Source organism: Streptomyces sp. NPDC014733 (genome assembly GCF_043083385.1).
Classification (GTDB): domain Bacteria; phylum Actinomycetota; class Actinomycetes; order Streptomycetales; family Streptomycetaceae; genus Streptomyces.
Map to the genome: position 1 here is coordinate 570,331 of NZ_JBIBYO010000002.1, position 15,631 is coordinate 585,961.

Genomic DNA, 15,631 nt, shown 5'->3' on the forward strand with positions numbered 1-15,631 from the left:
GGAGGTCGGCGGCGGTCAGATCCTGGTGGCCGCCGGCCGTGACGAGGTCCCGTACCCACCGCAGCGCGGCGTCGCCGGGAGCGGACCGGGTGTCCAGCCACGACGGCAGGGAGAACGGACGGGTGAGCCGGATGGCCCGGTCACCGGGCCGCCAGCCGCTGACGGCCGTGCCGGTTGCGCCGGTGACGGCCGTCAGCTGCGGGTTCTCCTCCACGTCGCGGCGCGGCAGGGCGCCGAGGACCTGCTCGATCCGGTCCAGCATCGCGTGGCCGAAGTGGTAGCCGGTACCCGATCCGGTACCGATGACCGTGCCGAACCGGCGGGTCAGCTCCGCCTCCCGCGCGGCTGCGCCGGAGTTCCGCAGCCAGCCGCCGATCGTCCGGGACGGGGTGCCCGCCACCGGACGGGACAGCGAGGTGCCCTGGGGGCGGGGGGCGGGAAGGTCCCAGGTCGCGGCGGAGCCGTGCGGGACCTGACCGGCCGCGTGGACGCCGGAGAGGGCGAGCGGCTGCCGGCCACCGGGGCCCGCCGGGGGCGCGGCGGGATCGAGGGCGGTGTGGTGCTCCGTTGCGGCGAGGCCCGGTGCGGGTCCTCCGACGGCGGTCTCGTCGTCGGAGTACCCGGCGTCGGAGAACTCGGCGTCGGAGAACTCGGCGTCCGAGAACTCCGTGGCGGGCTCGATCGCCGCGTCGGCCCCGAGAGCGGCGGGATGGCCGGCCGGCAGCATCCTGCGGAGCTCCTGCGCCAGCGGGCTGTGCCGGGGCAGCAGGCGGTCGCGGGTGAGGGCGGCGTAGGTCTGCGCGGCCCACTCCGGTGACGGTGCGTCGACTCCGGCGCGGTGCCGCTGCACGCCCTGCCGGGCCTCGTGCAGGCGGGTGCGCTCGAGGTGCCGGACCGTGTGGCTTTCGAGGACTCCCACCCCGTCCTTCCGGTGGAACTCGTCCGCCGCCCGCAGCGAACGCTCCGCCGCGTAGTCCGGCATGAGGGCGCCGAAGTCGTAGGCGTGCGCCTCGGTCTCCACCACGAGGGTGCGGCCGGGGGCGGGGGCTCCCCGCTCGCCGAACCACCACCACCGTTCGGGGTGTTCGTACATGTCCTCCCCGATGTGGGCCCGCACCGCGGGGAGCGATCCGGTGACCCGCTCCAGCGGGCCCTGCGGATCGACCCCGATCGCGCTCAGCCACGCGTCGACCGTCAGCGGCCCCAGCTCCAGGGCGGGGTCCAGCACCCGCAGCGTGATCCTGTCCGGCGTCTCCTGGACGGGGATCGCCGCGGCGATGTGGTACCCCCATGCCACCGGCAGGGTGCCGAGCGCGGCGGCGGCGCCCTCGGCGTGCGCGGAACGGACGGTCAGCTGCGGGCCGGTGCGCGCGGCGATGATCTTGTGGACGCGGGTGTCCCACTGCTGGAGCCGCATCGTGATCATGTGCGCGCGGAGGTAGCACCCGTCCTCCGGGTGCCGGTGGGGCAGCGGGAGCGACCCCTGCCGCGGATGCTGGTACTCCAGCGTCGCCAGCCGGTCGTACCACTCCTGTGCCCTCTCCTCGGACACGGGCGTCGTGCGGGTGACGTCGCCGAGCACGTCGGCGATCTGCTGCCGGAGCTGTGTGGGTTCGAGGACGGACGTTCCGGCGAGGCCGAGGAGTTCCCGCAGGCCGCGCCTGTCCAGCTTCTCGAAGGCGTCCTCGACGGCCCAGATCTTGCGCAGATCCCGGCCCAGCCCCCGGAGCATGTCCAGCGCCTGGGGGAAGAGGAGGTTGATCATCAGGAGGAAGAGCCGCAACGCGAACGCCTCGACCTGCGGCAGCTTCGGGAGCGGAACCCCCTCGGCGACATGGCGCAGATCGATGTCCCACCGGCCGTCCTGCGCCGCAGGTCCGTAGAAGTGCTCAAGGATCCGCAGGGCGTCCGCCGGGGTGAGCGTGCGGCCCACGACGAAGGTGAGGCCGGCGGAGACCGTGGAGCCGGTCATGCGGTGGAACGTGCGGTCGAAGTCGTCGCGGGCGAAGCTGTCGGCGGGCCGGGGCCGGCTGGTCACCAGCGCGTACAGCGCCGGCACGTCGATGACCGGCGCGGTCATGTGACCGGTGAAGGCGGCGATGAACTGCTGGTCGGTGAGGGGCGCGGGGGCCCCCGCGCCGCCGGCCCCCGCCGGGACCGGAACGACGCCCTGGGGCGGCTGGACGGACTGCTGCGGGGGCACGCCGTGCGCGGCGTCGTCGCCGAGGGCCTGCGGCGACAGGGCACCGACCGAGAGCGCCCCCTTCACCGTGGTGAGCTGGGCGAACGCCGCCCGCTCCGCCTGGTCCCGGCGCATCCACGCGTCCCGCAGGACCGTCGTGGCCGCGTCGAGCCGGGCCCGTGCCCCGGTGAGGGCCGCGTTCAGGTCGTCCAGGGCGGCCTGGTCCGCGGGCCGCGTCCCGCGCCGGGCCTGCCGGTCGGAGCGGACGAGCGCGTCGTACTCCCGCAGCCGCGCCTCGACGTCCGACTGCGCCCGCGCGTACTCCTCGGCCGTGCCGAGCGCGGCGGCGAGACGGTCCTCGGCCGTCTCCAGCGCCTGCTCCACCTCGGCGGGCGGCACCGGAGCCCCCGTCACCGGGTGGTGCGCCGTGTCCGTGTGGCCCGCGGCGGCGGACTGGGCGGCGGGCGACAGCAGCCACCCGCCCACCTGTCCCGTGGCCGGGGCGGTCGCCGGCGCGGGGGACAGCCCGGCGCGGCGCGCCGCGGTGTCCAGCCGCTGCCGGGCCGCCGCCGACTTCTCCTCGGCGGCGGCCCGGGCCCGGTGGGCCCGCTGCGCCTCCTGCCCGGCCTCCCGCAGCCGCGCCGCCGCCGACTTCTCGGCGGCCTGAGCCTGCGTCAGGCGCTCCTTCGCCTTCGCCAGGTCCGCGTCGGCGGGGCGCTGACGCGGCGCGTCCGTGGCCGGTGCCCGGTCCGCCGCCGGCGTGGGCTGTCCGGCCCGCAGCAGCTCGGCGTAGACGTACACCCTGTTCCCCAGCACCGCACGCGTCTGCCGGTGCGCCCGGTCGGCCGTCGCCAGACCGTCCTGGGCCGTCCGGTACGCCGCGGCCGCCGACCGCAGCTGTGCTTCCGCTGCCTCGGCTTCCTCGCGGACCGCGGGCAGCGCCGCGGCCGCCTCCTCGGTCAGCGCCGCCCGCCACGCGGCCCGCGCCGCGGCGAAGCGCCGCTCCGCCTGCGCCGGCGGCTCCTGGGACGGGACGCGCCCGGGTGCCTCCCGCCGCTCGTCCCGGGCCCGCCGTACCGCGTCCGCGGCCGCCGCCAGCTCCTCCTGGGCGGCCTGGGAACGGGTCAGCGGCCGCGCGAGCCCGGACACCGGTGCCACCACGTGCGGGACGGTCAGGCCCAGCGCCTCCTCCTGCGGGGCGCCGGCCTCCTCCTGGAATGCGGTCCGGTCCTCCCCGGACGCCTCTTCCCCGGGCGCGAAGGCGTCCACGGCGGGGGAGCCGGGCTGCGCGGCGGACGTCGGGACGGTGTCGTCGTGGTGCCAGGACGACGCGAGGTCGTGCGGTGCCCACACCCGGCGGTAGGCGGACATCAGCTCGTCGGTGAACCGCGCCTTGAGGCCGTCGCGGGTGGCCTCGTCGAGCGGGTGCGGGCCGGCCAGGGCGTCGAACGCGGCGCCCGCGGCGCGCAGCGCGGCCGGGACCTCCTCCTCGAAGTGGAGGTGGGCGTCGAGGGTCTCCTCCAGCCGCGCGAACCGCAGTTGCCACTCCACGAGACCGCCGGAGAGCTCCGCGAGCCCGGAGTGCACCCCGGCGAACGCCGCGTCGAAGTCGGCCGCCGCCCGCTCGCGGAATCCGGCCGCGGTCCGTTCGGCAGCCTCGTCCGTCAGCGTGAGCCCGGGGTTGGCGGCCCGCCACTCCGCGAGCGCCTCCGCGAACACCGGCTGCGCCCCGGCGAGCGCCGATGCCTTGGCGGCGACCGCCACCAGTCGCGGCTGGAGCCTGTCCGCACCGGTCAGCCCGGCGTACGTGGCCTCCCAGTCCGCGCGGGTCGAGGAGGCCGCGTCGCCGGTGACGGCCCGCTGGAACGCCGCGTCGACCGCGGCGGCGGTGGCGTGCTGCACCGTCGCCACGGCGGCGGCGAGCGCCTGCTCGGGCGTCAGCGCGGGGAAGTGACGGAGGAACGCCCGGGCGGCGTCCGCCCCCTCGCCCCGCAGCGCCGCGGCATCCGTGACGTCCGTGAGCGCCCGCGTCAGGACGGCCTCGCGGGCGGCCTGGCGCGCCAGCCGCGCCGGCAGCTCCGCCGTCGTCTCCTCGTACACCCGCTGCCACCGCGCCAGCGCCTCGGGGTCCTCCCCGCGCGCCGCCGCGACGGTGTCCGGCCGCAGATTCCGGGAGAACGCCGAGTCCAGCTCGGAGAGGTGCCGCTCGCGCAGGGCGTCGAGCCCGGCTTCGGACAGGGCGGTGCCCTGGGCCCCGAACGACGCGAGCAGCTCCCGCTGCTCCTCGGTCGGGTGGTCGGTGAAGGCCGACACGGCAGCGTCGAACTGCCGGGTGGCGCGGTCGCGTTCCGACACCCGCAGGGCCCGCAGGTCCAGGGCGTCGGGGAGTTCCGCGGTCAGGCGGCGCAACTGCTGCATCCCGGCCCGCACGTTGGCGGACAGACGGGTGCCCCGGGCGTCCGCGGGGGAGGCGAACGTCGCCCGGATGTGGACGTCGAGCCGCTTCTCGAACAGCTCCCACTCCTCCGCCGCGACCCGCGCGGTCAGCTCCTCGTCGAGCGCGAAGCCGGGGGCCGCGGCGCCGGGGGCGGACAGCGACCGGCTCCAGGACCCCACGGCGCGGTCGAAGGCGGCGCGGCCCTGTGCGCGGGCGGCCTCACGCGCGGTGTCCAGGGCCATCCGGCCCTCGGCGGACTCCCGCAGCTCCTCCGGGGACGCGCCGTCCTCGCGGACGCGGGACACCTCGTCGGTCAGCTGCTCCGCCTGCTGCGGCGACAGCGGGCGGCCGCCGTCGCGCGCCCACTCCTCGACGCTCTCGCGCAGCTGCTGCCGGTGCGCGGCATCGGCGCTCTCCCGGGCGAGCTGTTCCTCGTAGGCCGTACGGAGCGTGTGCTCGGCCTCGTGCATGACCGGCGTCCGCCAGTCACCGGACTCCGCGTGCGCGGGGACGGGCGTGGACGGGGCGGGCGCCCCGTCGAGCAGCTCCGGGTGCTCGCGGAGCTCGGCGCCGCGCCGGACCACCGCCATCTGCTCCGCGTACGTCTTCCGCACCTCGGCCAGGGCGCCCGGATCGCGCTCCAGCGCCTCGATCGCCTGCGCACGGTGGAGGTGCTGCTCGGTCCGGAACCAGTGGTCGGTCGCCGCGCTCCACCCGTCGTGCGGCGCGAAGTCGTAGGAGTCGCTGTACGCGGTGAACCGGTCCACGAGGGCGGCCATCGGGGCGGCGAGGGCGGTCAGCCGCTGCGCGGTGGCACGGACCGTGTGGTTCCACTCCTGCGGCGTCTGCCGGACCTCACCGTCGGTGGTCCGTGCGGTGTGCGCCGCCACGTACGCGTCCTCCAGCCGCGTGAGCTGGGCGCGGTACCACGTCGAGGCCCGCTCGTCCCAGTAGGGCAGGCCGCGGGTGAGGTCGTTCTGCGTGATCCAGCCGTCGACCGGGCCGCTGCGGGGCGTCAGCGGGCCCTGCCGGAGCATCGCCCGCACCTCCGACCGCAGGTCCTGCTCCTTCAGCCAGGCGGCACGGGCCTGCTCGTAGGCGGGGCCCACCGCACGCCCGGCGGCTTCGGCGGCCGCGGTCTCGGTCAGCCCGTTCCGGACGCCACGGGCGAAGTGGCTGCTGAATTCCTCGTCGAGGCGGCCGGCCTGCCGGGTGGCGTCGAACCTGCGGTCCCAGTGGTCGGGGCGGAGGTGGGAGTCGTAGTACTTCCAGGACCGCCGGTGCAGCTCCTCCCCGTACTCCCAGGGCCGGAGCAGCTCTTCCGCACGGTCCTGCGGCAGGTTCTCCCGCACGAGCATCTGCTGCTGGGCGTGGTCGGCGCCCGGCGCCCCGGCCGTGTGGGGCTCCGGCGACCCGTGGGTGGTCCTCGGGCCGTCCGGCTCCTGCTCGCGGGTGCGGCCGGGGCGCTGCGCGGAACGCCCCTGGGTGGCCTGATTCCCGGCGGCCTGCTCCCGGGTGTGCCGGCCGGCGTTCCGCTCCTGCGGCCCGGCCTCGACGATCTGCTGCTGCGCCCCGGGGCCGTCCTGCGGGTGCTCCGGGGTACGCGTCCGGTCCTGGAAGGTGCGCTCCGGGGCTGTACGCTCCCCGGCCAGGTCCCGGCCGGAGCCGTGCGGGGCGTCCTTGCCGGCGAGGACGTCCGCGGAGTCGCGGCTGCCTGCGGGCGCGGTCTCCTTCGGCTGCTGTCCCTTCGGGTCCGGCGCGGGGTGCGGCTGCTCCCGCTGGGCCCGGGCCCGGTCGAGGCCCTTCTGGAAGTCGTCGATGCTGTTCTTCTCGACGTCCAGCCAACTCTTCAGATCGCTGGCACCGGGGTGGCGGAAGTGGTCGTCCAGGGCGACCCAGTCGCGCCGGAAGGCGGAGGCCACGCCGTCGCTGCCGGACCACTTGCCGTTCGCCGGGACGTGGTGGATCAGCCCGTCGCCGAACTTCGTCTCGAAGACCTCGCCCGCCTCCCGGGTGGCCGACTGCCGGGCCTCGTCGATCCGAGCCTCGGCGTCGAAGCGGTCCAAAGCGGCCCGGGAGTCCTCCCGCCACCGCGTGAAACGCGGGTCCAGCTCGCTGCCCTCCATCGGGGAGCGGCCGGTGCGCATTCCGCCCAGGTGGGTGTCGGCGAGCCCCTCCAGCTCCGCGGCGAGCTTGCCGTGGACCCGCTCGACGGTCACCGGGTCGAGGAGCAGATCCTTGCCGTCCGCCTGCGAGCGCAGGTCACGGAGGCGGGCGTCCAACTCCTCGTGGTAGCGCAGCCGCCCGGCGAGTGCTCGCTCGCCCGTCATCGTCGCCGTGGCGTTGCGGGCATGCCCCGTCGCGCGTCCGACCGCGTCCGGATCGCCCTTGGCCCCGGCGTGGTACGTGCCGAACGCGTCGTCCACCGCGGCCTTGAGGTCCTTCTCCAGGCTCCGGCCGGCCGCCTCGGCCACCGCACCGTCCGCGTCGTGCCGGAACGCCACCTCGTCCAGCTTCTTCCGCAGCCCGGGCAGCTGCCGCTCGATGCGGAGATGTTCCTCCAGCTTCCGGGCGGCACCGTTCAGCACGAGGTCGGACGCCTCGCGCGCCTCCACGCCCGCGGCGTGCAGCTCCCGCAGATCGCCGTAGCTGTCCAGCAGCCGGCCACGGGCGGTGGTCCGCCACTCGTCGCGGACGGCATTCCGTCCGGCGGGGTCCGCGTCGCCGCCGATGTCGTACCGCTTCATCAGGTCGTCGATCTGCCGCTCCGCCTGACGGGCGAAGTCCAGCCGCTCGCGGACGCCGCCGGCCGCGCCGCCGTCCGCCCCCGCCTTCCGGGCCGCCGCCAGGTCCTGGGCGTAGCGGGCCTTGACCGTACGGACGAGGTCGTCGGGGAGCGGGTCCCGGCGGAACTCCGGGGTCGCCAGCAGGTCGTCGACGGCCTTGTCGGCGGTCGGGTACCAGTCGCCGTCGCGGTAGCGCCGGTCGAAGCGGGTGGGCAGCTCGTCGATGAGCTGCCGGTGGTACCGGGACAGGGACCCGTGCAGCGCGTCGCCGTCGACGTGCTTCGCCCACCCCGGCTCGGGCAGCTCGGTGAGCCGGTCGAACTCGCGCCGGAGATCGGTGGTGACGTCGTCCACCACCGCCTTGATGTCGTCGGCGCCCGGCGCGTACGCCCTGTCACGGCCGATCAGATCGCGGAAGTGGTGGGCCCCCGAGTCCTCCGCCGCGGCCGCGGCGCGCCGGGCGGCGGCCGCGGCGTCGCCCGCGCCACCCGCCGCGTCCAGGGCCCGCGCGGCGGCCTGCTCCGCCGCCTCGGCGGCCTCGCGGGCCTGCGCGGCGGCGTCCCGGGCGGCGGCCAGTGCGTCGGCCGACGGGGTGGCGGCGTTCTTTCCGCCCGGCTGGATCCGGTCGGCGGTCTTCCGGGCCGTCTTCGTGGCGTCCGCGGCGTGTGCGGCCGCGTCCCGCGCCGCGGCCGCGGCGTCATCGGCGGTGCGGGCCGCGGCCCGCGTCTCGTGGACCTTGGCGACATCGCCGTGCGGCGCCCCGCCGAACTCCTCCCCGGCGGGGACGGTGTCCCTGCCGGGCGTCGCGGCCCGCTCCTCGGCGGTGAGGGACTTCGGGGGCAGGGCACCGCCCCGGCCGCCCTTCCCGGCGACCCGCTCCAGCGCCTCGGCGGCCTCCTTCGCCGCGGTGGCCGCCTTCCGGGCCGCCCCGGCCGCGTCCTTGGCCGCTCCGGCCGCCTGCTCCGCGGTGTGGGCCGCGGCCTCGAACCGCTGGTGCGGCGGCTGCCACTCCAGGGCCGCGCGCTCCACGTCGTCGGTCAGCCGCGACAGGTGCTGCTCCTGCGTCCCGGCCAGGTCGACGACGGTCTCGTAGTGGTCCAGGAGCTGGTTGCGGGCCTGCTGGTGCTCCGCCGCCCGCGCGGCGTCGTAGGGGATCTCCGGGGCCCGCTCGGGGGCGTGCCAGCGGATGCCGTCCAGCTGACCGTCCGACCAGATCTTGCCGTGCCCGGACATCCAGTCGTGGTGGAAGTCCGACCACATGCGGTCCGCGGTGGACGCCTGCAATCCCGGGTGCCCGGCGGCCAGTTCGTCCCACGCCGCCCTCGCACCGGCGGTGGCCTCGGGCAGCCGCTCGGCGCCCGCCCGCAGCTCCGTCGCCGCCTTGTCGATGCCGGCGAGGGACGAGTCGAGCTTGGTCAGCGCGGAGTCGACGTGGGTGGGGGAGTAGTCGGCGCCCAGGTCCTTGCGGACCTCGGCGAGCGCCTGGTGGCGCAGGTCGTTCTGCCAGGTGCGCACCTGCTCGCCGGGCGCGCCGAGGTCACCGGTGGAACGCTGATGGCTGTTCCACCGCTCCTGGACGCCGCTCTCGAAGCGGAACCGCTCGTCCAGGCTGCGGTTGAGCTTCGCCAGTCCGTCCTGGGTGAACGTCTCGATCTCCTTGGCGCCGGTCTCCATCGGCTTGCCGCGCAGGTCGTCCAGGAGCGCCTCGGCGTCGCGCTTCAGCGAGGCGTGGACGCTGTCGGCCAGCTCCCCGCGGGTGCCGGTGGCGTGCGGCCCGTCCGGCAGGTGTTTGTCCAGGCGGGAGGGCAGATCGTCGATGAAGCGCCGGAGGTCCTTGCCGGCCTGGACCTCGGCGTCCAGGCGCTTGATCAGCTCCTCCTCGCGCAGCGGCCACTTCTTGACCGCGAGGTCGTGGGCGAGCTGCTGCTCCTTGGCGGTGAGCCGGGCGAACGGCCGCATGCGCTGCTTGCCGGCGAGGAGCTTGGCTGCCTCCTTGTCCACCAGATCGACGAACGCCTCCCGTGTGCCGCGGGAGTAGCGGTCGTGCAGCGCGGTGCGCTCCTCGTTGCTCAGTCCGGCGCCGAACTCCTGCCAGGCGTCGAGGTGCTTGCCGGCCGTGGCGTGGAACTCGGTCTCGCGGCCCAGCCGGTCGGGCAGCCCCTTGCGCAGGTGGTCGGCCATCTGGTCGAACCGCCGGCCCTTCTCGCTCACCTGCCAGTGCGGCTTCGTCTTCAGCTCGCCGTACGTGGCCTTCGAGACGTGCCCCAGGCCCTCCTCGTACTCCTTGGCGGACCGGTCGATGAGGTCCGGCTCATGGCCCTCGGCGCGCCACTGCTTGCGGGCCTCGGCGACCTTCGTCTCGATCTTCGCTTCCAACTTCACCTGCAGCTTGTGGTGTTGGGCGCGGCCCCGGACGGTGTCCCCGAGCTTGTCCAGCTCCTTCTGCCACTGCTGCTCGGCCTTCGCGAGGGCCTCGGGGCGGACGTCGCGCCCCTCCCGGAAGGGCCCGAAGAGTTCGTCGAACTTCGTGCGGGCGTCGCCCACCAACTCGTCGAAGACCTTCTGCCGTTCCACATCGTCCAGCGACCGGAGCGCCTTGGACGAGCCGGTGGTGTCCGTGAACTTCTCCTGGAGCTTTCGGCCGCCCTCGTGGAAGTGCTCGTCCGAGGCGAGCTTCTGAGCCCGTTCGGCGGTGGACAGCTTCTCGGCGGTGTTCTTCTTCAGGGTGTCGCTCTCGGCGGCCCACGCCTTCTCCTTGGCGGCGTGCGCCTCCTTCGCGGCGGCGGCGCCGGACTGCTCCGTCCGGCCGGCCGCGCCCGCACCGGGACCGCTGTCCGCGTACAGGGGGCCGGCGCCTTCCTTGGGGCCGGGCCCGGGGTGGACGGCGTCGTCCGCGGCGTGCGAGAGGTGGCTGCGGTCGCCGGAGTGGCTGCTGCCGGCCGCGGCGTCGTGGGTCCGGTCGCCCTTGCCGGCGGAGGACGCCGAGGTGCTCTCCGGGTGCTCGGCCGGCGCCTTGGTCTGCGGCTGCCCGGTCTCGGTGCGGGCGTTGTTCCTGGTGGTGCCGGTGGCTTCGTTCTTGGCGGCGGCGTTCCCTTCGCTCCTGGTCGGCAGGTCCTTGGACGAGCCGGTGGCGGTGCGGTCGCCGGCCGGCCTGTTCTCGAACGACGCCTTGTCCCCGGTGTGCGACACCGACGTGGACTTCTCCGTCGGCGCCTTCCCCTCGGTGGCCGCGGGGTGCGGCTCGGACCGGGGCGCCTGCTGCGGCCTGCCGTTCTCCGCGCCGAGCCTGGCGTCCTTCGCCCCGGGCGCGGTGACGTCCTGCGCCTTCGGGCTGCCGGGGGTGCCGGTGAGGTCCTGGGCCTTGGCGTTGCCGGGATTGCCGGTGACGTCCTGCCCCTTGGTGCCGCTGGGCGTGAGGTCACCGGCCCGGGCGTCGCGGACCGGCTGGTGCGGCGCGTCGGCCTTGGGGTTCGGGACGTCGCCCGCGAGGGGGCGTCCGGGCGGCGTGGCCTCCAGGTGCGCCCTGCCCGGAACCTTCTGCAGCCCCTCCTGCCCGACGTGCTGCACGCCCTTGCCCGGTGCGCCGGGGTTGGCCGCGCCGTGCTCGTTCATCTGCGTCACGGGCGGCACCTCGGTGCGCTCGTCCGCCGTCCGCGACGACGTCGGCGCGTCCTTCTGCGGCGGTGTCGTCCCCGGCCCGCTCTGCTCGGGACGGTGGGCGGGTGCACCGCCGGGCCGTTCCTCGGGGAGCGGCGTCCCCTTGGCGGGCGGGGCGTTCCGGCCCGTCGGGACGTGCGCGGACGCCGGGTCGGTCTTCGACAGGTTCGGGCCGTGCGTGGTGTCGAGGCCGGCCGTCGGCTGGTGCGGCACCTCGCCCTGGGGCCGGGGGCCGCTCGGCGGCACGACCTCGCTGCGGGGCGGGACGCCTCCGCCGGTCTCGCGGGGCGGGCCCACCGACGGGTGGGGGTCGGCGTTCAGGGGGATCTCGGTGCGGGGCAGCCCCCCGCCGGGGCGGACCGTGTCCGCCTTCGGGGGCGTGATGTTGCCCCGGTTCGGAAGGGTGCCGTGCGGAATGTCGTTGACGAGGTTCTTGGTGGGTGCACCGATACCCGACGGCGGGGCGACCGTGCCCTTCGGCATGTCGAACCCGGCCGCGCCCTTGCCGCCGCCCATCGGCGGCGCCTCGACCTTCGGGTCGAACTTCGGCGGTGCCAGCTTCGGGCCGCGCGTCAGATCGCCCACCCCCCGCCGCAGCGCGCCCAGCCCCTTCAGACCGGGGGCGATGAGGCTGCCCGCGCCGGCGAGCCCGAGGTTGAGGGCCTCGTGCTTCCACCACTCCTTGCTGCCGAAGTCCGGCATGTCGGTGTGGGTGACGGCGGCGGCGAGGGCCTGCGCGCCGATGTCGGCGCCGAGCTGCACCACGACGTTCAAGATCACGTCGATCGCGATGGCGCCGGCGTAGGCGGCGGCGACGGCGACGCCCTCCATGACGACGCCCATGGCCTCCAGTACCGAGGTGAGCGCCGCCAGGATCGTGCCCAGCGGCAGCAGTACCGCCAGGGCCACGACGGCGAGCAGCGGGAGCAGGGTGACGAGCATCAGCTTGATCGCCTGCATCCGCGCCGCGTGCAACTCCTTGGCCTGCACCTCCTTGATGAAGTCCCCGTACGCGTTGATCGCGTTGCCGATGTCCCAGGCGTGGCTGACCGCGGGCTTGAACTTGCCCTCCCGCAGCGCCCCCCAGGCCCAGGTGATCGCGATCTCGTGGGCGTCGCCGGTCCATGTGACGCCCTGGACCGAGGCGTCCATGGCGGTCATCTTTTCCCAGAGCATGTCGCCGAAGTCGATCCACGCGTTGCCGAGGGCGTAGATGTTGTCGGTAATGGTCGTATCGGGCTCGTACATGGCGACATCACCTGGGTGGGGAGGAGGAAAGGAAAGGGAGGAACGGGGTGCCGCGGCAAGGCGCGAACTGGGAATATCAGCGGGACGTCAGCGAAACGCAAGAAAAGCGCAAGCGGAGCATCAGCGGGGAATAGCGGGGAGGCGGGAATTCGGCGGGGTCAGAATGTCTCGCCGATCGCGGACTTCGTCGGGTCGGTGACGTTCTCCGGATTTCCGCCGCCCCCTCCTCCCCACGACAGGAGCTGAGAGGCGAAGGCGCCGAACTCCTGATAGGACGCCTCCTCCGCGGCCAGGTAATTGTTGCCCGCCAGAGTCAGCGAGAAGGCGACCCGCGCCAGCACGCTGTTCGCCTGGCTCTCGGTGTCGCCGCCCTTGCCGAAGAGGCTCGTCATGCAGGCGTCCAGGCGGGCGAAGAAGGCACCGGCCTCCTCCTGGGTCTTGCCCGCCCAGCCGACCTGGAGGTCGGTGAGCGCATGGAAGATCTTGGCCACCTCGTTGCCGAGGTCCTCCACGAGACCGCCGCCGCCGTCGGGCCCGCCGATCTGCTCCCCGTAGGTCCGCAGCGCCTCGCCGTCGACGCGGATCGAGAGGTGCGCGCCGCCCACCTGGCCGTAGACGACCGGGGGTTCGGGCTGAGGCTGTGGCTGGGGGTCGTTGCTGGGGCTCACCGCTGCTCCTGGGCCGTACACGGGAGCGCCCGGCCGCATCAACGGTCAGGCAGGCCCCCTGAGGGATGTCCGGACGCCGACGCCCGCCGTGCGGCAGGGCACGGCGGACGTCTGAAGCACAAGGGGTGCCGTCCCGGGCCCACCGGAGACCGGGACGACACCCCTTGTGCTACTTGTGGAAGTTCTTCGTGTTCTTGGTCTCGACCTCGAGGTACACGTCGTACGCCGCCCGCATCCGCCGCTTCATCTCGTGCAACAGTGTGACCAGCGTCTCCATGTGGTCGCTGAACTCGCGCTGGAGGTCGGAGAAGGTCGTGCTGGACGGGGACTGCCAGACGGCTTCGGCCTGCCGGAAGGCTTCTTTCACGGCGGCGATGTCCGCCTCGATGGCGGTGGTGCATCCGCCCACCGTGCCGATGGTGTCGCGGAGCCGGTCGAGTTCGATCCGGAACTCGTCGAGGGTGAAGGTGCGAGAGGCCACGCGGTGACTTTATGTGCACGGATGACCCCGATGCAGGTCCCTCTTCCGACCCTGCCCGCGTCACCGATCAGGGGTACTTCGGTGTCACCGAACGGGGACCTGTCTGCCGGGTGCCCGCATTGGATGAGATGGACAGAACCGGATACCACCCGGTGTGATCATGGCGGAAGGGCAACTGTGGCAGTGGAACCGAAAGACTCCCGGTACGGTCCGCACCGGGTGCCCATCGACTCCGGTGGCGGCGGCTCGGACACGTCGGGCGACGGCGAGGCGCCCCCCACCGCCGCGGTGCCGCCCACCCTCTCGATGCTCTGGCAGACGACGCCGGTCATCACCACCGAGATGCCGGCGACCACCGGCGGCGGGGGCGACAAGGCACCGGCCAAGGCACCCACCCACCCGGCCCTCACCATCAACGTCGGCACCCTCGCCGACAGCATGGACCTCCTGCGGCTCTCCTCCGCCGACATGGTCACGCAGTACGAGAGCCTCAAGTCGCTCGTCCTCGCCGCCGACGCCTCGCACACCGTCTTCGGCGAGCAGGCGACCTACAAGGACACCATTCCCAAGCCGCGCCCGAACCAGTACGTGGACCGGCGCAACCCGCACGAGCCGACGTTCTTCGACCCCGACGACTTCGGCCCCGTCATCAAGGACGACCCGGGCGTGCGGCAGGCGGCCGAGAAGTTCGGCCCCGTCATGTACCCCAGCATGAAGAACGTGCTGATGGAGTGCGCCAACGCCATCGAGCTGGTCGGCCGGTACATGGTCCTGATGGACCGGACGGGCGCCTACTACGCCCATGCCGACCACGCTTCCGCCTTCCCCGGACCGACCGGGAAGCCCATCGTGGACGGCTGAGCACACAGGCGTACCGCCATCAGCGGGCCGGGTCCCTGCCGATTCCTCACGGAACGGCAGGGGCCCGGCCCGTCCGGTTACGCGGGTGCGCAGCTCAGCTGGACCGGCGCGGCGACATCGTGCGCGTACTGCGTGGCCGCTGTGTGATCGACGCCGGTGTTGAACATCCGCAGCGTCACATGACCGCTGCGGACCTTGAAGGGCCCTTGCGAGAGCCACTTCCCGCGGCTGTTGACCTGGTCGACGGCGAAGGCGGCGGCGGGGGTGCCGCCGCTGCGGTCGGCGTCGTAGACCGCGTACCGGGCGGGGTGGCCGCCGACGTAGAGGATCTTCGGGTTGTTCGGGATGAACACCGCCAGCCGGCAGGTCGCGGCGCCCTTGAACTTGGCGGTGTAGTCGAACTTCCAGAGCACGTACTGGCTGGGGTCGTACTTCGTCGACGACCCCGACATCGGCAGGGAGACGTACCGGCCGGTGCAGCCGGAGCCGTTGTAGCCGCCGGTGCCGGACTTGACCCAGCCCTCCCGCTTCAGGTTGAAGTTGGGGTCCTTCATCCAGAACCCCGCGGTCCGGCTGGACGGGCAGCCGTACCCGGCGAGCGCGGTGAACGCCGGGGCGGTGCTGCGGGCCCGGAACGTGCCGCTGCCGCTCCGGGTATCGGCGCCGGCGGTGGCCTTCGGGCTCGGCGGGGTGTGCGAGGAGCCCGTCGCGTCCGGGGTGTCCGGCGCGGGTATGTGCTGCTGCCCGTCCGGGGTGAGGTCCTGGAGCCCCGCGCCGCCGCCGGTGCCGCCGCCGGTGCCGCCGGCCCCGGAGCCTCCGGTCCCGGCGTCGCCCGTGCGGGACTCCCGGCCCTTCTCGTGGTGGTCGGTCTTGGCGGTGGCGCCCGCCGGGGCGACCTTGTCGGCCTGGTTCTTCTTCTCACCCGGGCTGCTGAGTGCGCCGATGGCGAGGGCGCCGAGGCTCAGCGCGGCGACGACCGCGATGCCGATCGCCACCAGCCGCTTGCCGGGCCTGCCCTGCTCACCGTCGGAGCGGACACCGCCCACGAACGCGGAGACGAAGCCGTGCCGGTCCTCCTCCGGCAGGCGCCCCGACGTCTCGGCGGCGGGCTGCGGGGACTTTTCCTGGTCAGCCACGTACGTACTCTCCAATTGTCTTGCCGTAAGGGACAGGCGGCAGAATACCGCTCACCGGCAATCGGAAAAGGTCTGCGGGAGAAAATCGAATCGCCTCGAACGGTTTGCCTTGCGGAGCCGCGCGGAGCGATTGTGTGATGCCCTGGCGGAGCATTTTCCGGTCCGTTCGTCTTGC

Annotated in this window: 5 protein-coding genes (1 of these 5 cut by a window edge); 1 reads left to right on the forward strand and 4 read right to left on the reverse strand. The window is 74.2% G+C overall.

Translation table 11 applies throughout. The features are described 5' to 3' along the window. The 3 genes from ACF1BH_RS07140 to ACF1BH_RS07150 all read right to left on the reverse strand — a co-directional run. Positions 1-12,310: the 5' portion of a protein-glutamine glutaminase family protein gene (locus ACF1BH_RS07140; RefSeq protein ID WP_391641400.1), read on the reverse strand. It extends 26,669 nt beyond the left edge of the window; only the first 12,310 of its 38,979 coding nucleotides appear in the window; the start codon lies at positions 12,308-12,310; its stop codon lies beyond the left edge, outside the window. Between the two features lie 158 nt (positions 12,311-12,468). Beyond that, on the reverse strand, positions 12,469-12,978 hold the full coding sequence (locus ACF1BH_RS07145; protein WP_391641401.1) for a hypothetical protein: 510 nt from the start codon (positions 12,976-12,978) through the stop codon (positions 12,469-12,471). A 169-nt stretch (positions 12,979-13,147) separates the two neighbouring features. After that, entirely contained in the window at positions 13,148-13,459 is a 312-nt protein-coding gene (locus tag ACF1BH_RS07150) for a WXG100 family type VII secretion target (RefSeq protein WP_391641402.1), read from the reverse strand. Positions 13,460-13,678: 219 nt separating this feature from the next. On the opposite strand from ACF1BH_RS07150, the gene ACF1BH_RS07155 reads away from it, so the two are divergent. Beyond that, positions 13,679-14,320 (forward strand): hypothetical protein, encoded by a 642-nt coding sequence (locus ACF1BH_RS07155; RefSeq protein WP_391641403.1) that lies wholly within the window; start codon positions 13,679-13,681, stop codon positions 14,318-14,320. A 77-nt stretch (positions 14,321-14,397) separates the two neighbouring features. Here the strand turns inward: ACF1BH_RS07155 and ACF1BH_RS07160 are convergent, their stop codons facing one another. Next, positions 14,398-15,456 (reverse strand): hypothetical protein, encoded by a 1,059-nt coding sequence (locus ACF1BH_RS07160; RefSeq protein WP_391641404.1) that lies wholly within the window; start codon positions 15,454-15,456, stop codon positions 14,398-14,400. Positions 15,457-15,631: the final 175 nt, after the last annotated feature.